This window comes from Brevibacterium sp. SMBL_HHYL_HB1 (assembly GCF_018208375.1).
In the GTDB taxonomy this organism is placed as follows: domain Bacteria; phylum Actinomycetota; class Actinomycetes; order Actinomycetales; family Brevibacteriaceae; genus Brevibacterium; species Brevibacterium intestinavium.
In genome coordinates, this window is the sequence record NZ_CP062936.1 from 1923515 (window position 1) to 1940753 (window position 17239).

The 17239-nt window shown below is 62.3% G+C and carries 21 protein-coding genes and 1 other annotated feature; of the genes, 7 read left to right on the top strand and 14 right to left on the bottom strand.

Annotated features, from left to right (window positions below; genetic code table 11):
- Positions 1–79: 79 nt before the first annotated feature.
- Together IG171_RS08980 and IG171_RS08985 are read left to right on the top strand one after the other, a co-directional pair.
- On the top strand, positions 80–1387 hold the full coding sequence (locus IG171_RS08980; protein WP_212131317.1) for an ISL3 family transposase: 1308 nt from the start codon (positions 80–82) through the stop codon (positions 1385–1387).
- Between the two features lie 248 nt (positions 1388–1635).
- The gene (locus IG171_RS08985; RefSeq protein ID WP_135807666.1) at positions 1636–2010 is read left to right on the top strand and encodes a VOC family protein; all 375 of its coding nucleotides are present in this window, start codon (positions 1636–1638) and stop codon (positions 2008–2010) included.
- 143 nt (positions 2011–2153) lie between these two features.
- Here the strand turns inward: IG171_RS08985 and IG171_RS19325 are convergent, their stop codons facing one another.
- The 5 genes from IG171_RS19325 to IG171_RS09010 form a co-directional block, all read right to left on the bottom strand.
- Complete coding sequence (locus IG171_RS19325) at positions 2154–2438, bottom strand: response regulator transcription factor (protein WP_349252151.1); 285 nt, start codon at positions 2436–2438, stop codon at positions 2154–2156.
- A gap of 48 nt (positions 2439–2486) precedes the next feature.
- Complete coding sequence (locus tag IG171_RS19330; RefSeq protein ID WP_349252152.1) at positions 2487–2771, bottom strand: response regulator transcription factor; 285 nt, start codon at positions 2769–2771, stop codon at positions 2487–2489.
- A 496-nt stretch (positions 2772–3267) separates the two neighbouring features.
- Positions 3268–4532 (bottom strand): IS3 family transposase gene (locus IG171_RS08995; RefSeq protein WP_212131318.1). Its coding sequence is split into 2 segments (ribosomal slippage): positions 3268–4241 and positions 4241–4532, totalling 1266 coding nucleotides; the frame shifts between segments, so codons are not numbered across the junction.
- Positions 4117–4248 (bottom strand) — a sequence feature (AL1L pseudoknot). Its footprint overlaps the gene before it by 132 nt.
- Positions 4533–4753: 221 nt before the next feature.
- Positions 4754–5410, bottom strand: coding sequence for a hypothetical protein (locus tag IG171_RS09005; protein WP_212131319.1), 657 nt, complete (start codon positions 5408–5410; stop codon positions 4754–4756).
- On the bottom strand, positions 5353–6084 hold the full coding sequence (locus tag IG171_RS09010; protein ID WP_212131320.1) for an ABC transporter permease: 732 nt from the start codon (positions 6082–6084) through the stop codon (positions 5353–5355). The genes IG171_RS09005 and IG171_RS09010 overlap by 58 nt, the downstream gene beginning before the upstream one ends.
- Before the next feature lie 473 nt (positions 6085–6557).
- On the opposite strand from IG171_RS09010, the gene IG171_RS09015 reads away from it, so the two are divergent.
- Positions 6558–7949 carry an IS1380 family transposase gene (locus IG171_RS09015; RefSeq protein ID WP_212131610.1) on the top strand — a complete coding sequence of 464 codons (1392 nt, stop codon included), beginning with the start codon at positions 6558–6560 and terminating at the stop codon, positions 7947–7949.
- An 11-nt stretch (positions 7950–7960) separates the two neighbouring features.
- On the opposite strand, the gene IG171_RS09020 is transcribed toward IG171_RS09015, so the two are convergent.
- The 6 genes from IG171_RS09020 to IG171_RS09045 all read right to left on the bottom strand — a co-directional run bounded on the left by IG171_RS09020 (position 7961) and on the right by IG171_RS09045 (position 12872).
- Complete coding sequence (locus tag IG171_RS09020; protein WP_212131321.1) at positions 7961–8674, bottom strand: ABC transporter ATP-binding protein; 714 nt, start codon at positions 8672–8674, stop codon at positions 7961–7963.
- 344 nt (positions 8675–9018) lie between these two features.
- Positions 9019–9663: an MFS transporter gene (locus IG171_RS09025; RefSeq protein WP_212131322.1), complete on the bottom strand. Its 645-nt coding sequence runs from the start codon at positions 9661–9663 to the stop codon at positions 9019–9021.
- Positions 9633–10512, bottom strand: a protein-coding gene (locus tag IG171_RS09030; RefSeq protein ID WP_212127312.1) for an IS5 family transposase whose coding sequence is annotated in 2 segments (ribosomal slippage) — positions 9633–10154 and positions 10156–10512 — 879 coding nt in all. Because the reading frame shifts where the segments join, the coding sequence is not laid out codon by codon here. The genes IG171_RS09025 and IG171_RS09030 overlap by 31 nt, the downstream gene beginning before the upstream one ends.
- Positions 10513–10705: 193 nt before the next feature.
- Positions 10706–11362, bottom strand: a complete 657-nt coding sequence (locus IG171_RS09035; protein ID WP_212131323.1) for an MFS transporter — start codon at positions 11360–11362, stop codon at positions 10706–10708.
- 301 nt (positions 11363–11663) lie between these two features.
- Positions 11664–12371 (bottom strand): TetR/AcrR family transcriptional regulator, encoded by a 708-nt coding sequence (locus tag IG171_RS09040; protein WP_212131324.1) that lies wholly within the window; start codon positions 12369–12371, stop codon positions 11664–11666.
- A gap of 33 nt (positions 12372–12404) precedes the next feature.
- Positions 12405–12872, bottom strand: a complete 468-nt coding sequence (locus IG171_RS09045) for a hypothetical protein (RefSeq protein WP_212131325.1) — start codon at positions 12870–12872, stop codon at positions 12405–12407.
- Between the two features lie 56 nt (positions 12873–12928).
- Here IG171_RS09045 and IG171_RS09050 point away from each other — a divergent pair, with 56 nt between their 5' ends.
- Positions 12929–13804 carry an alpha/beta hydrolase gene (locus IG171_RS09050; protein WP_212131326.1) on the top strand — a complete coding sequence of 292 codons (876 nt, stop codon included), beginning with the start codon at positions 12929–12931 and terminating at the stop codon, positions 13802–13804.
- A gap of 196 nt (positions 13805–14000) precedes the next feature.
- A complete protein-coding gene (locus IG171_RS09055; RefSeq protein WP_212131327.1) occupies positions 14001–14348 on the top strand; it encodes a VOC family protein in 348 nt (115 codons plus the stop codon).
- Between the two features lie 257 nt (positions 14349–14605).
- On the opposite strand, the gene IG171_RS19045 is transcribed toward IG171_RS09055, so the two are convergent.
- The 3 genes from IG171_RS19045 to IG171_RS09070 form a co-directional block, all read right to left on the bottom strand.
- Positions 14606–14950 (bottom strand): hypothetical protein, encoded by a 345-nt coding sequence (locus IG171_RS19045; protein ID WP_249204218.1) that lies wholly within the window; start codon positions 14948–14950, stop codon positions 14606–14608.
- Between the two features lie 227 nt (positions 14951–15177).
- Positions 15178–15696, bottom strand: a complete 519-nt coding sequence (locus tag IG171_RS09065; protein WP_249204219.1) for an AraC family transcriptional regulator — start codon at positions 15694–15696, stop codon at positions 15178–15180.
- Between the two features lie 109 nt (positions 15697–15805).
- The gene (locus IG171_RS09070; protein WP_168216587.1) at positions 15806–15949 is read right to left on the bottom strand and encodes a hypothetical protein; all 144 of its coding nucleotides are present in this window, start codon (positions 15947–15949) and stop codon (positions 15806–15808) included.
- 141 nt (positions 15950–16090) lie between these two features.
- Here IG171_RS09070 and IG171_RS09075 point away from each other — a divergent pair, with 141 nt between their 5' ends.
- Together IG171_RS09075 and IG171_RS09080 are read left to right on the top strand one after the other, a co-directional pair.
- Positions 16091–16654, top strand: coding sequence for a TetR/AcrR family transcriptional regulator (locus IG171_RS09075; RefSeq protein ID WP_249204220.1), 564 nt, complete (start codon positions 16091–16093; stop codon positions 16652–16654).
- Complete coding sequence (locus tag IG171_RS09080) at positions 16651–17235, top strand: hypothetical protein (RefSeq protein WP_028704971.1); 585 nt, start codon at positions 16651–16653, stop codon at positions 17233–17235. The genes IG171_RS09075 and IG171_RS09080 overlap by 4 nt, the downstream gene beginning before the upstream one ends.
- The last annotated feature ends 4 nt before the right edge of the window (positions 17236–17239 follow it).

Here is a 17239-nt window from a genome sequence, read left to right on the forward strand (position 1 = left end):
CGGCGCGGCGGTGTCGGGATAGACGTCGAGGTCTCCCGATGATGGAAGTTCCTACGCTCGCCATCTGGAAGACCTCGACGTGCTCAACGCTACCTTCACCGCGCCCGATCTCGATACCTTCAGCCAGCTTGACCGGCTGGGCCTAACCGTGACGGGCCAGCTGATCGAGCCGCACCGATCGGTGTTGGAGTGTCGCGTGCTCGAACCGGACAACTGGTGCCACGGTTGCGGCCAGCAAGGCGTCTCCCGGGGCACGGTGATCCGGCGTCTCGCCCACGTCCCGCTGGGCTGGCGTCCCACGACGCTGCAGGTCAGAGTGCGTCGTTACCGATGCCCGGACTGCCGCAGCGTGTGGCGCCAGGACACCTCGACCGCGGCCGAGCCCCGCGCTGTCCTCTCCCGGCACGCCGCGCTGTGGGCGCTCAAGGGCGTGGTCATCGATCGCTTGTCCGTCGCCCGGATCGCCACCGGGCTCGCAGTCGCCTGGAACACCGCCAACGATGCGATTCTGGCCACCGGCCAGCAGCTGCTGATCAACGATCCCACCCGCCTCGACGGGGGCCGCGTCATCGGCGTGGACGAGTACGTGTGGTCCCACACCCGCCGGGGCAGCAAGTACGTCACCGTCATCATCGACCTGACCCCGATCAGCGACGGCACCGGCCCCTCCAGGCTCCTGGACATGGTCCCGGGGCGCTCGAAGAAAGTGTTCAAGACCTGGCTCGAGGGCCAGACCGCCCAGTTCCGGGACGGGGTCGAGGTCGTCGCGATGGACGGGTTCTCCGGCTTCAAGACCGCGACCGCCGAGGAGCTGCCCGAGGCGACCGCGGTGATGGATCCCTTCCACGTCGTCGCCCTGGCCGGCGAGAAGATCGATCAGTGCCGCCAGCGCGTCCAACAGGCCACCCTCGGCCATCGGGGCCGATCTGGGGATCCGCTCTACGGGATCCGGCGCGTGCTGCACACCGGCGCTGACTTGCTCACCGACAAGCAGATCACCCGCCTGAAGGCCGTGTTCGCCCGAGACGAGCACGTCGAGGTCGAAGCGACCTGGAGCATCTACCAGCGCATCGTCGCCGCCTACCGCCACCCCGACCGCGCGAGTGGGAAGAAGGCTCTGCAAGCCGTGATCGACGACCTCCCCCAGGAAGTGCCCACGCAGCTCACCGAGCTGATCACCCTCGGTCGAACCCTGAAACGACGGGCCCTGGACGTGCTGGCCTACTTCGCCCACCCCGGCACCAGCAACGGCCCCACCGAAGCGATCAACGGCCGACTCGAGCACCTCCGTGGCACCGCGCTCGGCTTCCGCAATCTCGCCCACTACGTCATCCGCGCCCTACTCGACACCGGAGGATTCAGAACCGAGCTACACCGTCATCTGTGAAGAGCCCCTTGAAGACGGGCGCTCCCGGGCGATACGGTGTATGCGTGAAGACCGGAACGGCAATCTGCCACGCACAGGACGGCTATCCGGTCGCAGGCTGAGAATCGACCGGCCCACCGGGCCGGCTCCCCTGCGAACCAATCCTCCCCGCTGTCATCTCAGAGCTCGAAGTCCTCCATCTGGACTGCAAGCGCGCTTAGCGCGCTACACATGTCATCACCAACGGATGGAAACGAAAGGTTCTAGATATGACCGCACTTCTCAATCACACAATCATCGCAGCACTTGATCGGCACGAATCGGCTGCCTTCTACTGCCACATGCTGGAGGCCTCCGAAACCGAATCGTGGGGTTTATTCAGCAACATCATGATCGGCGGAGGCGTGATGCTGCAGTTCGCTGAACCACCCTTCCCCATTCAGATGCAACACTACGCATTCCTGGTATGTGATGATCATTTCGATCGAGCACTCATGCGCCTGAATGACGGTGGCATCACGTACTGGGCGGATCCGCAGATGAGCCGTCCTGGTCAGACGAACACAGATCACGGCGGGCGCGGCGTGTACTTCAAGGACCCCGCCGGTCACGCGCTTGAGCTCATCACTCAACCCTACGTGTGACGCCGCGGCCGTAAGCGCCCCGAGCACGCGGTCCGAAGAACGCTGACCGAGGGGACCCGCAGCGCCCGCGATACAGCGGTGCGTTGCGGGCCGTAGGCGCGCAGCCGGTACCTGCTTACCCTTCCACAGGGCAGCTTTCCGGCTTACAACAATCCACGCTCGAGAGCCAGCGTGACCGCTCGCGTACGATCCTCCACCCCCAGCTTCGCGAAGATTCTCAGTAAGTGCGTCTTGACCGTCGACTCAGCAATATGCAGCTCCGTTCCTATTTGGGCGTTCGATAGGCCAGCAGCGACATTGCGAAGGACAGCCAACTCCCGAGGCGTCAAAGGTTCTTGACGCGGAGCGCGCACCGAGGCCGCGAGCACTCCAGCGGCTAATGGCGCCAGGGTAGTGTGGCCGGCTGCTGCGCTTTCCAGGCTCGTCACGAGCTCCGCAGCGGGCGTGTCCTTCAGCAAATATCCCGTTGCACCCGCCTAAATCGCGCGCAGTATCGCTGAATTCGTTTCGAAAGTAGTCAGCACCAGTACTCGCACTGGATTCGCCATCGCACAAAGACGGCGGGTGGCAGTGACCCCGTCGATGACGGGCATCCGTAGATCCATGAGAACGACATCCGGAGTCGTTCCGTCGAGAACCATCCTCTCCACGCGCTCGATGACCTCCGCCCCATTTACGGCTTCGGCCACAACTTCATGTCCCGCATTCTCCAGAACAGCACGCAGGCCAGCGCGGAAAATGGGATGGTCATCAGCGATCACGACCGCAAGAGAAGTGGATCCCACGTCCGTTACGCTCCCGTCCCCTCGGCGGCTTGGAAAGGCAATCGTGCCGTCAGCGTAGTGCCGTGCCCACGGGACGCCGCAACACCCAGTGACCCACCCTCGATCTCCAACCGAGAGCGCATGCCATGCAGGCCATATCCCGGAGACGGTAGATCGGCGTCGAAACCCTCCCCGTCATCGTGAACTTCCAGTACAGCGACATCGTCAACATCATCAACATTCAAGATCACTCGCGCCTCACCTGCATGCGAATGCCTCTCGACATTGCGCAGCGCCTCCTGTGCGACGCGCAATAACACGACTTCGAGCCTCGTTGCCGCGGGCTGCCACCTGGCGGAGTCTACGGAGGCACGGATCCTGGTTCGCTCTGACAGATCCCTGGCGAGTCGCTTCACCGCCAAGGCAAGATCCATTGGAGGCCGCGATCGCGCGAGCAGGCCGCGCGCCTCCGCGAGACTGGATCGCCCCGAGTTCAGTGGAGAGCTCTTGACGGTACGCCAGCCACCTCTGGCCGACTGATTTCAGTATAGTAGTGATCCTCGAACTGTGCTGGAGCGAGGTCTTTACAGTACGAATGCGGGCGGGTGTTGTTATACCAATGCACCCACTCCAAAGTCGCGAATTCCACAGCATCGCGACCAGTCCACGGACCTTCGCGCCACACCACCTCTTTCTTAAATAGTTTGTTTAACGCTTCAGCTGCGGCATTATCATAAGAATCACCCGTCGAGCCGACCGAGGCCTCTATCCCGGCTTCACGTAGTCGCTCTGTGTAAGCAATAGAAACATACTGGCTCCCCTTGTCTGAATGGTGAATTAGCTGATTGATATTACGATCCTTTCGTCTCCTTTCCCATAAAGCGTGCTCCAGGGCATCCAGCGCCAAATCGGTTCGCAGCGTCGTATCGACTCGCCACCCGACAATCATGCGGGAAAACAAATCCATCACGAACGCGACATAGGCGAAACCACTCCACGTCGAAACATACGTAATGTCAGCGACCCAGCGGGTATCTGGAGCATCGGCGGTGAAGTCCCGGCACACAAGGTCACTCGGGTACGAGGCGGTCTTAGACTGCCATGTCGTATTCGTCGACCGGGCATTGCTCACCCCTGCCAGACCCAGGGCGCGCATGCGTCGTTCGACTGTGCACCTGGCGATCGGCTCGTCTGGATAGAGCCGGCGGAGCATGACCCAGAGCTTCCGTGCTCCAAACAATCCGCGATTATCGGAATGAACTTTCTGAATCCGTTCATCCCACACGGCATCAGAGCGTTTCCGCTCCGAGGCCGGGCGGGATTTCCTGGCGTAATATGAACTCGCAGCGATCTGCACCCCGGTACCGGAAAGGACACGACAGATCGGCTCGACTCCGAATTCGTCACGATTGTCATCGATGAAGTCATCGATATCCGTCAGCGGCTGCCTGGCTCCGCCTGGGCAAAATACGCACTCGCTTTCCGCAGGATTTCATTGGCTCGGCGAAGTTCTCGGATTTCCTTTTCCAACTCCGTGATGCGTTGCTTGTCATCGGTTGTCATTCCTGGCGTTTTGCCCGAATCCACATGGTTTTGTTTCACCCAATTGCGGAGGGTGTTTTTGTTGATTCCGATCTGTTCACCGACCAGTCGGCACGCGGTGCTCACGGCCAGGGCCGGATCGTCGGTCAGCTTCTCGTTGACCATGCGTACGGCACGGTCACGGACTTCTACAGGGTACTTACTCGGTGCGGGCATGTTTCTATCCTCTCGGTTGGATCAAGCCCTCCACCACACCCGGGGCGATCCAGACCATCGCTAGCAGCGACTTCAATCTGATCGATCAACCCGGGACGTACCGAACCGTTCTGCCGAGCGGCCTGCGCCAGGATTGCGATCGAACTGAATGATTGCGCGAGAGTGTCATGGATGTCCGCCGCGATACGCGCACGCTCATCAGCTGCCCCCTGGGTTCGTTCCTAGGATGCCAGCTCTGCTCGCGCGGCCTCTAGCTCCGATACCGTCTCGGATAGACGCGCAACAAGCTCACGGCGTTCGTGGGAGCGGACCTCAACGCGCCATATCCACGCCGCAAGTCCGATCGAGAACGCCGCGACACCGAAGCCCATCGCGAGAGCCGATCCGAGCACATCACCATTGACTCCGCCCTCGCTCCAGATCACGACAAGCACCATGGCCGTGGCAGCAGCGACGGTAGCTAACAGCCCGCGGATAAATGTTTCGAGCATGATCCAGATCAGCGGAAAGGTGACGAACAGATGTAATCCGTTGTCGCTCACGGTCAGAAGCGCCATTGCAAGGACTGTCATCATGGCGACCCCGCATTCTCCGGCCCCCCGAACCTGGCGGACGATATAAGCCCAGTGAGTGAGGCCGTAGGACGCCGCCCACAGCAGGGCCAGAACTATCGCCGATCCACCGGGCGCGAGCGCGATCTCCACACCGGCGGCGACGAAGACCGCGACATGAACAGGCCAATTCGTCCGCCAGTTTCGCTCCGCCTCGGACGCCAGAGGAACGTTTCCGCCAGTGAGCAAGTGACGGTGCCGTGCTTGCTTCACCGGGAGAACCAGCGAAATGCGCGCCAGGTCAACGCGGCCATAGCGACGAACCATAAGCTCAACGCTACCGCCACCACGGGTAGCTCTCCGATCGCTGCAACCCCGAACGGTTGGGGCTCGATCGCGTCAGTGAATTCGACCGGCAGCACAGTATGCCGCAGCCCTCGGGCGATCCATGCCTGCGGAAACAGGTAACCGGCGCTCTGCAACCAGCCGGGAAGCTCGGTCATCGGTATGTAACTCCCGGAGAAAATGCTCAGCACAACCGTGATGGGAGTGGCAGACGCTATGGCGCTTCGCGCGTTCGGCATCGCGGAACCGAAGGCGACTCCGGCAGCAGTAGCGGCAGCGGTGCCGAGGACTAGTACCCAGGCGAAGACGAAAACAGGGTTCGGCATGTCAACCCCGAAGACAGTTCGTGCTACCAGGAGTAGCAGCAGCGTCTGCAACGAGGTGTTCATGACGACCAAGATCACCTTGCCGACGAGATACGCGCTTCCGGGCATGGGACTGACAGCGAGTCGTTGCATCGTCCCATCGTCCCGCTCCGAGGCGAGGATTTCGACGGTGGTCTGAAATCCAGAGGTCATGACGGCGGCAGCGATCATACCCGCCAGGTAATAGGCCTCGAGAGTGGCCTCAGCTCCCTCCGGCGCATCGAACGATCCTGCGAAGATCGTCGCAAACATAGCGAACAGAACGATCGGGAACGCGAAACCGAAGAACACTTGCAGGGGTTCGCGGCAGAACTGCTTGATTTCAACACGCGTACGGGCGGCAACGGCGCGAGAGAAATTTTCAGGGTTTCACGCACAGGACTTCCCAATGGCCAGCTCTAAATAGATTTCTTCCAGTGACGGGCGCCGAATTTCGAGATCTGCAATCTCGTCGTCATTACATGTCGAGAGTAGCTGGCGGATGAAAGGCAGCACCTCTGTGACGGTCTCAGCCTGCAGGCCGTTGGCGCCGCGCCACGAGATTGCAGCTTCGGCCCCGACGGCTTGCCGGATCTCCGGCAGCGTCCCGGCGGCAACGATGCGACCGGCCTTAAGCCTTGATCCACCGATGTAAGTAGCCGTTCAAGCTCGCGCGTGGAATGGAAATGCCCCTCCTGAACTGGGAAAATGGTGATGTTCAAAGTCAACATTCCCGCCCAGAAAGGGGCACCTCTCAGGTGCTATTCAACCACACCCCCGCGACTGTGTCCCACTCCTTCGACGATGAGAACCTCACCGCAACCACTGGGATGGTCCCGATCATGGGCCTCGCCCAGAAGGCCGGCTTGCTCGACCTCGCCGAAGACCGTCTGACCGTGTCGACCACCGGCGCTGACAAAGGCGCGAACCCGGCGGCGAAACTGGCCACACTCATCGGCGGGATGGCTGCCGGAGCCGACTCGATCGATGACATGAACCTCGTCCGCCACGGCGGCATGACACACCTGTTCGACCGCGTCTACGCTCCCTCGACTCTGGGTTCGTTCCTGCGCTCGTTCGCCTTCGGCCATGTCCGGCAACTCGACGCGATCTCCTCCCGTTTCCTGGCCAACCTCAACGAACACACACCGCTGCTGCCAACCAGCGAAGACACTGGACAAGCGATGGTGTTCGTCGATATCGACGACACCGTCATCGATGTTCACTCCGCGGCGAAGCAAGGAGCCGGGTTCGGCTACCAAGGCAGCCGCGGACTCAACGCACTGTTGGCCACAGCCTCGACTGCCGGTTCCGGCCAAATTATTGTTGGTCAGCGCCTGCGCAAAGGCTCAACCTCGTCAGCCCGGGGCGCTGACAAACTCGTCTCCGACGCCCTGGCCACCACGGCCCGAATCGGCTCCGGTGCCCCGGTGCTGGTGCGTGCTGATTCGGCATACTACTCATCAGGCGTCGTCAAAGCCGCCCACGACGGCGGGGCGGATGTGTCGATCACGGTGCGCATGGACAAAAGGATCAAGGCAGCGATCGGGTCGATCAGCGACGACGCATGGACAGGCATCGAATACCCCGAAGCGATCTACGACGAAGACTCCGAGGCCTGGATCAGCAAAGCTGAAGTCGCTGAGGTCCCGTTCACCGCGTTCACCTCGAAGAAGAAGTCCCTGCACACGACGGGGCGTTTGGTGGTCCGCCGCATCCCGGAACTCAACGAGACCAAACGCGCGAGTGGGCAGGATCCCTTGTTCGACTTGTACCGGTACCACGCGTTTTTCACCACCATCGACCGGGATCGTTTCGACACAGTCGCTGCTGATCAAGTCCACCGCAGACACGCGATCATCGAGCAGATCCATGCGGAGTTGAAGAACGGGGCCTTGGCGCATATGCCTTCCGGGGTATTCAACGCCAATGCCGCCTGGGTGACGATCGCAGCGATCACGCATAACCTGCTGCGGGCTGCTGCCGGGCTCATCGGTGGACGGATAAGCAAAGTGCGCGCCCAGACGCTGCGCACGCGCATCATCGGCATCCCCGCCCGGATTGCCCACCGGGCCAGGAAGCTGATCCTGCACCTGCCCACGAAGTGGCCGTGGGCGAGGGACTTCGCACGACTCTGGCAAGCAGTGCTGAGCCCACCAAGGACAGTATTGTCCTGACCGATCCGCTCCTACTCGAGCACAACGCCGCAGGGTCTGGAGGAGACCTTGGGAAACATTTGTGGAAGAGACCGGTGAGAGACCGGGACGCTACCTCCTGCCCTCACGTCATGCTCGCGCTCGAATCCAGCCGCACCCCTTGCCTGCAAGCAGATCGGTGGATCAAGGCTAAGTATCGCGATCCGATCTGCCAGAAATTCCACTTCCTCGAGATAGTGGCTGGTCAGCACTATCGTGGCCCCGAAGTCTCGGAGGCTGCGGATGAGGTGCCAGAAAGCCCTCCGCGCAGCGGGGTCGAATCCCGTGGTCGGCTCATCGAGAAATAGCACCCGTGGCCGCGACACGACCCCTAATGCCACGTCGAGGCGACGGCGTTGGCCGCCTGAAAGGACCCCGATCCGTGAGCCTCCCTTATCGCCTAGTCCGGTAATTTCCAGCAGCTCGTCGACATCCCACGGGTTTTCACTGTATGCAGCGAATTGAGTAACCATTTCTGTCACGGCGAGCGACGTGCGCTCGAATCCGCTCTGAGCCACGATCCCGATCTGATTCCGCATCATTTTAGTGAACCTGTAAGGATCGCTCCCTAGGAGCCTCACGTGCCCGCGATCGGCTTCTCGGACTCCCTCGCAGATCTCGATCGTGGTCGTTTTTCCTGCCCCATTGGGGCCGAGTATCCCGAAGAACTCTCCCTGAGCAACATCAAAGGACACATCATCGATCACTCGTTGAGGCCCGTAGCTCTTGACGAGTCCCCTGACCTCCAGCACGGTGACTGCACCACCTGCTGGCCGGCCCTGTGGTCCGCGCTGGTTACTACTATGCATGTGACCAGTGTTCGCGCCCGGTCACGCTTGCGGATCCACCGCCCGACCCGGTCCGAGTCCACCGATCGGTGGACTCGGACCGGGTCGGAACTACTCTGGCGGCGCTACTCGACCGAGCAGCCTCATCCGCCCTCCAGTTAATCGCCACATCGCGCGTCCGGTGATCGGTCGTCTGCGCTCGAGTAGGAACCGTGCTCTTATCGGGGCCCGGACTCCATTCGGCCGCAGCCCCACCACATCCGTCATCGGTCACGGTGGCGAGGCAAGACGAAGACTGCCACTCCCGCGCCGATGATCAACAGCCAGGCGGCGGCTTGCATCGCGAGTCCGTAGCCGGCGGTGAGCGTTTCGGGGCTGGGCTCCGCCCCTGCCCGTTGAATGGCCAGGGTCCCCAGGACGGCAAGTCCCACCGACGCACCCAACTGACGAGCGCTGGACAGCAGCCCGGAGGCCATTCCGGCCTCCCTCTCAGACACACCGTGTGTAGCGGTTGAGACCACGGGTCCGAGGCACATTCCGAATCCGACGCTGGCTATGATCGAGGGCCCAAGGACATCGCTGAGGAACGTGCCGTCGGCTCGCATGAGTCCGAACCACATGAACCCTGCGGCCGCTAGGGGAGCACCGATGATCATCAGTGCACGGGGCTGAAGGTACCTGCCGAAACGGAGGGACAGCACTGCGCCGACTATAACTCCGAGTGCGAACGGGAGAAACATTAGCCCGGTTAACGCCGGTGGATACCCGAGCACCATCTGAACGTAGAGGGAGAGAAAGTAGAAGCACGAGGCCATCGCCGCGCCGAGGAAGAGGTTGATCACATTCGACCCGGCGACGCTGGCATTGGATAGGAGGCCTAGGGCGTGTCTGATAAATGCTGTAACCAAGCGATGACACCGTTGAGCACGACAGCGGCTCGATAGACGACGGCGAGTTTGTCATAGCGAGTGGCCAGTCCTCGCCACTGCTTCAAACGGGCATAACCGCGCTCGATGACATTGCGACCCTTGTACTTGATCGCGTCGAACTTCGGTGGACGGCCACCCTTTGATCCTCGCCGGAGACGATGGCCTTGCTGATCGGACGGTTCGGAGATGACTGCCTCGATCTTCCGCGACCGCAGCAGTGACCGGTTCGCTCTCGATGAGTAGGCCTTGTCGCCAAGGACGGCGTCCGGGCGGGTGCGTCGACCGACCTGAAGGTTGTCCAACAGAGGGGCGAGCATCGGGCTGTCGCCGTCCTGACCAGCGGTGCAGATCGACACCAGCGGCAGCCCGTGGCCATCGACGAGCTGATGAGTCTTTGTCGACAAGCCTCCGCGCGAGCGGCCGAAAGCGTGGTCAGGCGACTCTGTCAGTAGATCCTTGTAATTCGACGAGTCCCTTTTTTACGCGGCTGATGTTCGTCGCGTGTTGATGTGCGCGAGCGATCGTGGAGTCGACTGAGACGGTGAAGTCGACCTTGTCATTCTTTGCCGCGTGGACAGTCAGAGCCTGGTGGATGGCATCCCAGGTGCCGTCGGCGGCGAGGCGGCGGTGCCAGGTCCACACGGTCTGCCATTTGCCGAAGGTCTCGGGCAGATCGCGCCAAGCGATACCGGTGCGGTAGCGGTAGATGATGCCCTCGACCATCTGTCTGGGATCGGAGAACGGGCGGCCTCGTCGGCCGGTCGGTGCCGGGAGGTAGTCGGCGATGAGAGCCCATTGGTCATCAGTGAGTAGTTGGAATCGAGACACGATTCCAGGGTTTCAGAATCCCACCGGGAAATTTATCAGACACGCCCTAGGCGCAAAATCGCATCTCGTTGCGGAGATTGCTCCACGCGAACGAAGAGGCTGAGCAACAACGCGGCTGCCGTGAGCGCAAGGAGCGTCTGCGGAGACGTCCAGCCGAGGTTTGATGCCCGCACCACTGCAAGGACAAGCACGGTCACCCCCGAGGTCGCCAGCAGTCCCCCATGATGTCCGGCCTCTTCGCGACCGGGACGGAGACGTCTCTCGGAATGCCGCGCCGGGCGAGGTACATCGGTATGAGGGCCACCGGAACGTTAAGCAACATGACCCAACGCCAGTCGGCATACTCCGTTATAACTCCACCGAGCAGCACGCCGATAGCCGCCCCGAAAGCGTTCACCGCACTCCAGATCCCGAATGCGCGCACACGCTCTCGCCCTTTCGGGAACGTTGTCGTCAGCACGGCGAGCGATGCTGGCTGCATAGCGGCGGCGCCAACGCCTTGCAAGCCCCGAGCGGCGATCAAGACCTCAGGCGACGTGGCCAGGCCTGCAAGTAATGATGACAATCCGAAGATCGAGAGACCTGCAATGAGTGTTCGGCGCTGTCCGATCGTGTCGGCAATTTTACCGCCAAGAAGAAGGAGCCCACCAAAAGTCAATGTATAGGCATGTATGACCCATGCCAAATTGCTTGCACTGAAGTTCAGGTCTGTTGCAATGTCGGGAAGCGCGACATTAACAATGCAGAGGTCGAGGGACACCAGGAGTTGAACTCCGTTGACGGCCGTCAGGATCGAGCCCGTCCTTCGGCTTGTGTAGCTAGCAGCCTCTGTGCTGGATGCGTTATTCATTATCGATTTTCCTCATGCTTTGCTCAGGGTTGATTGCCGGACGCATGTGGGCAGCAACGCGTGAACAAGAGGAACCCAGGGACGCCCTATGCCGGGGCGCAAGCCATCAGAGCTACTGGAATGTGGACACTGCTCAACGTGCGCTGCGGGAGGCTTTGATGTCACGCGCGGCGGGCCGAGGCTCGCCTGACCGAGTTGCGGGTCGTACACCTCGCGATGTCTGGAAGCAGACTATTAACGGGTAACTGAGCGGGCCTTTTCGCCTCGCATTCGAGGGGCCGGAGACTTGCGCGAGAGCGATTCAGGATCGCCGGCTGGCCTCGCCGAGCGCTACCTGTATGAGTGCCCGGACACCGCCCGAAAAGGTGTCCTGAGCCGCCAGTGCGGGCCAGTCACGACCTATCGAGGCCAGTTCGGGAACCTTCTCGGCGTTTCGCCCTTCAAATGGCGCTACGGTCTCATCGATCAGTTTTGAACGATCCACCGTGGTCTCGGAAGTATCGCTGCTGCGGTAGTGGACTAGCAGCTCTCCAATGGTGAAGTACCAGATGTTGCGGAACAGTGCGACTGCTTCTTCCCGGCTACATCCGCCGCGACGTGCGCCGTCGAGCATGGCCTCAACGAACCATAGTGCGTCATCACTGAGCCGCCCGACGAATCCATCGACGGTGAGGACCTCGGCCGCCCACGGCAGCTCGCGCAACGCCTCATGGAGGGCCACCGCCGCCACGCATATCCTCTCGCGCGGTTCGGATGGCAGCTCGGGACGCGGTATTTCGGCAGCGTAGTCACTGATCAGTCGGACCAGTAGGTCCTCGCGATCACGGACGTGGTGATAGATCGTCGCGGCTCCGATCCCGAGCTCCCGGGCGAGACCACGGATGGTGAGGCTCTCCCATCCTTGTGCCTCGATCACGCGCCAGGCTGCAGCGAGAATGTCGGCTTGAGACGTCGCCGGGGGGCGACCTCTGCGCCGCCCGACCTGCGGCTGATCGGTTCTCTCGACCACGGGTGACTCCTTCGACGAGGCCCAGCATGCCAGTCACCGTTTCGCGCCACGGAACAGCAGTGTTACGGCGAGGGCTCCTGCGATGGCGGGCAACGCAATGAGGACACCCCACTGCATCGGGAAGACGACACTCCCGTACTCGGTCGCGAAGAGCATCGCGAGAGCCGTGGCACCGTTCGCAAGCACTAGTAGAGCGCCGACACCTGACGCAACCCTCCGGCTCACCCATGCTGTGACCGCAGCTGTCAACCAAAGTACCACTAGCGATCCGGCGACCGCATAAACGATGAGATACAGCAGGCCAGGGTCGATAGGCACATCGTGCGCGCTGTACATGTTCACGGCATGTGAGTGCAAGGTGCGAGCTGATTGTTGATCGATGGCCGCTGCAACCGCAGGGACGGCCGAAAGCGCCGCCGCCGTCCCAAGAGTCCGTCGGCCGTAGGCCAGGGGATTCACTTCATCGCTCCCGGGCGTTCGCCCGGCTTCTTTTTCGAACATGTTCCTAAACTAGGTCACGAGGTACCCACGGTCAAGCAGGTTGTTACGCTCGACCTATGTCTGATGCCGTGGGAAGGTTCCGAGACGCTGATGCCCGGGCACGCTTCATGCGCGCCTTCGACCGAGCGATGGAGACCTGGCCCGCGCGAGTCGACCACCAAGTCGAGACGAGCTACGGAACGACGGTGGTGTCGGCATCGCGGACGCGCCGCGCTACCATCCCGGCCCTCCTTCTTCCTGGTGGCGGAAGCACGATCGCCTCGTGGGGCCCATTCGTCAGCGCCTGGGAGTCCGAGCGGCAGATTTTTGCCGTTGACACCATCTGGGACGCCGGCCGGAGTGTCCAGACCAAGCCACTTCCGACGGGCGCGGAGGTTGCATCATGGCTCGAGCAGACCCTCGACGGCCTGGGGATCGAGAAAGTGCACCTGGTGGGTTTCTCTTACGGTGGCTGGGCCGCACTGAACCAGCTCGTCCGCTTCCCCTCCCGCCTCCAGAGCGTCACTGCGCTGGACCCACCCGGGTCCCTTGCGCCGATCCCCCTGGGAACATGGGCACGAATGCTCGCCATGTTGCTCGGCGATGAAGAACGATATCGCTCGTACTTGGCCTGGGTACGAGGAGGAAAGCTGCCCGAATCAACAACACTCGACCTGCTTATCGCCAGCAGGCGAGAGTTCGTGCAGGCAGGGACGCCGCGCCCACAGCGCATCGCCCCGAGCGAATGGGCCGCATTCGACTCGCGGGTTGCGGTCCTACTCGGCGGAAAAAGCCGGTTCGTCCCCCGCAGAGCTGAAGCGACCCTTCGGCGCCGTGCTCCCGAGTCCGAGGTCAAACGTTTTCCCAACGCCAGTCACGCGCTGCTCGTCGACGAAGCCGAAGCGATCACGCAGTACGTGAACACGTTCATGCGCGATCGTGATGCCCTCTAGATGTAGACGCTGCTCCTAATTGCGATCACCTTCGCTAAGCCCACGCCCTGCCACAGGTGCTCGCGAATCCTGGGTCCCGGCTGCTCATCCCGTGGGCGACGGGCGTCACGGTCAGGGGCGTTACGGCGACCGTGCAGTCCGCCGTAAGCCATGCCGGCAGCGGGCGACAACAGTGCGCCGGAGCAATAATCTCGTCATGAGCATCGAACGCATCGTCCCCGACCTCTCTGTCACGGACCTCCGCCGGAGCGTCGACGAATACGCCGCGGTATTCGGTCTCGACGTCGTCATGGACCACGGATGGATCGTCACCCTGGCCGATGCGGAGGGGCGTCAGCTGAGCCTGCTCTCCGCCGATGCGACCGCTCTTGAGAATCCCACCGCCTCCGTTTTCGTTGACGACGTCCAAGCCGCCTACGAACGGGCCGTGGCGGCCGACCTGGAGATCGTGCACCCTCTCACGACCGAGACGTGGGGTGTGACCCGATTCTTCTTCCGCGACGGCTCAGGCAATGTGATCAAGGTCGGCATGCATGCTCGGTGAAGGCTCGAATCCCACCGTAAGACGGCGCTGCACGGGTGACCAGCCGACCGGCCTCCGGTCGATTGGGCCTATGACCCCTTTGGGTCACGCAGCGAAGACATCGCTTCCAGCAGCGTGTCATGGATGTACTCGAGATCGGGCGATACCTCGGCCCACCCGACGTCGTTTCCTGCGGCCGGCCATTCCTTCTCATCATCATGCACGTCCCACGCCGCGTCGCCGTGTCGCCAGATCCACCACAGATTCGCACTCGCGTCTTACACACGCGCGAACTGCGCGCCGAAGAAATCGGTTGGCTTCGTGACCAGACGTGCTCCGCGCGCGAGGGCACGCTCGAGCACCAGCTCAAGGTCGTCGACGTACACCTGGAGCAGGCTCGGCGTGAACGGCCAGCCCGGCTTACGCTCGGCGAGCATGATGGTGGTCGTACCGACGCGCACCTCACTCTGTAGCAGCAGCCCGTCTTCATCGATGGTGCGGGCTTCCACTCGCTCCTCGCCATCAAAGACCTCGATCACGAACCGCGTCACGTCATCGGCATCTCTCGTGATGATGAAGGGGTTGACGGTGGCATAGCCTTCGGGGGCGGGAGGTGCGGACATCGATTGCTCCAATACTCGAAAACCCAGTGAGAACGCGAGCTCTCAGTCCATCACCGCAGGAACGCCACCGTCTTGAACAAAAACGCCCTCACCGACCTGCCAGAACCTGGGCCGGCGTCTGGCCATGGAATACCCTGAGCGAACGAGTCAGATGGGCCTGGTCCGCGAATCCGCATCGCTCAGCGCATTCGATCGGCGGCACGCCCTGCAGCAACAGGGCATACGCTTCACGCGCGCGACACCTGCTCGATCTGCTTACGAGTAAGACCCGTCGCGGCTCGGATCCGACGTTGCCGACGCCGCGTCGAATAGCCCGCATCATCGCCAGTGAGCATCCGTTGAACAGCGTGGTCATGGCGCAACACATCGAGCTCCAGCAGTCCCTGTACGAAACTCTCCAGATCCTCGAACTCAGGGAACGGCACCGCCTGCATCCCGAGCGTGATGAACCCGTCCTCGACGACGAACTGCTGCTTCGCTCCGAGCAAAAGGTCCTTGCGCACTCCGGGCAGAACGATATGAGTCTTCAGCTGAACACCCCAGCTGTGCTCCCCGACTGTCGAGCGAATCCAACGGTGCCCTATGGAAGGGCCGGCTATTCCGGCGCGAAGCTCCCCATCTGCCGCGCGGGTGAACCATAGGTCCCAGTGCTCGACAGCCGGCACGAGGTAGCGCTCCTCTCGCGTCGCCCGTGCCTGCCACATGCACTGCACAACAGGCGAGTCAGGATGGCGTTCTTCGTACATGCCCCCATTTTCGCCGTCGACCTCCGAGGGGACTCTTCACCTTCAGATCGATCGGCGGATCTCCGCTGGCTCTCGTCACGCCAGCTTGTCCTGCCGCCTCACGCGGTCCTCAGATGATCCCGTCGATGATTGAACCGTCGGCGCGCGTCGGGTATCTCTTGTGCAGAGCCGGAATCCGCGCCCAGAGCGCCACGAGCATCCGCGGTCGCTCCGCGATCCGTGCGCCAACTGCGTAGAAGCGGGTTGTCGGCACCGCCGCTGGTCACAGGTTGAAGCGGAACTCCACCGAGTTCCGGCACGGACGAACATCTGGCACACCTGCCTCGCAATCCGATGCACTCGTATCGATTAGGAGGTGCCAGTGAGCCGAGGTGTGGGGCGGGACCACGAGACAGTGCGCGGCGCTATCGCTGCCGCAGCGTGCGTACTGGTGGCGGAGGAAGGTGCCGGCGCGTTGACGGTGCGACGAGTTGCTGCCGCTGCTGGGGTCTCGCCCGGCCGGGTTCAGCACTACTTCCCCGACCGCACTGCTCTGATGCTCGCGGCCTTCGACTCGGTACAGCACGCCGTTGCCGCAGAGGCGACCACGGCCGTCGGGGAAGCCGCCGCGCCGGAACAGGTGTTGACCGCCGTCCTGCGCGCGATGATTCCCACCGACGACACAGCGATGCGACGACTGCGGGTGGTGGCACAGTTCGAGTCGCTGGCGCTCACGGAGGACATCCTGGCGACGAGGATCCGCGAGGGGCACGCCGAACTTCTCGCCTTCCTCGAACGCCTCCTGGAATCCAGCAGGATCCGCCTTGACTCGAACAACACCGAAGGCACTCTTCAGGGACTCCTTGCTACGGCCGAAGGGCTCAGCGGGCAGGTTCTCCTCGGCCAGTCCTCGCCCGATCGGGCGCTCGCGCTGCTGCAGACATCCATCGACGACATGTTTCGAGGAGTCGCATCGTGACCACGCAATCATCAACGACGCTGAGGCCCCTCCGGTGGGGAGCCGGCCTCATCCGGGGGAGATTCGAGGTGCACCGGAACGGACATCACTACGTCGTCGACTCCGGGTACCTCGATCTCGATGAGCGCATCTCCCTGTACCGCGACGGTCGCCTCGTCGACACAACGCGACGCAAGGCCTCCTTCCCCATCGAAGACGGCGCGCACATCGAGGCAGCTGTCGCAAAGCTCGGGATGAAGTACGTACGCATCCGCGAGGCGAAGGCACGGGAGACCCAGCCGCTGACCCCTGCTGCGGGCACCGCCGAGGCTTGGCGAGCGAACCTCGACCGACAGCACCCCGCAACCAGTCGAGCAGTCGGAATCGTTGCCACCCTCATCGTCGTGGGGGTGCTTCTGCTCGAGCTTCCTCAGCTGATCAACCTCGTCGGTCTGCTGACGTCGTACGTCGGGCTCCCAGTATTCGAGATCCCGGCGATCCGCCTCGCGGGTTGGCAGAACCTCCTCGTCGTCATCGCCGGAGGCCTCGCGGCGATCGAACGAGGGCTGAGCATGAGATACAACCCACTCTTGGACGACTGAACCC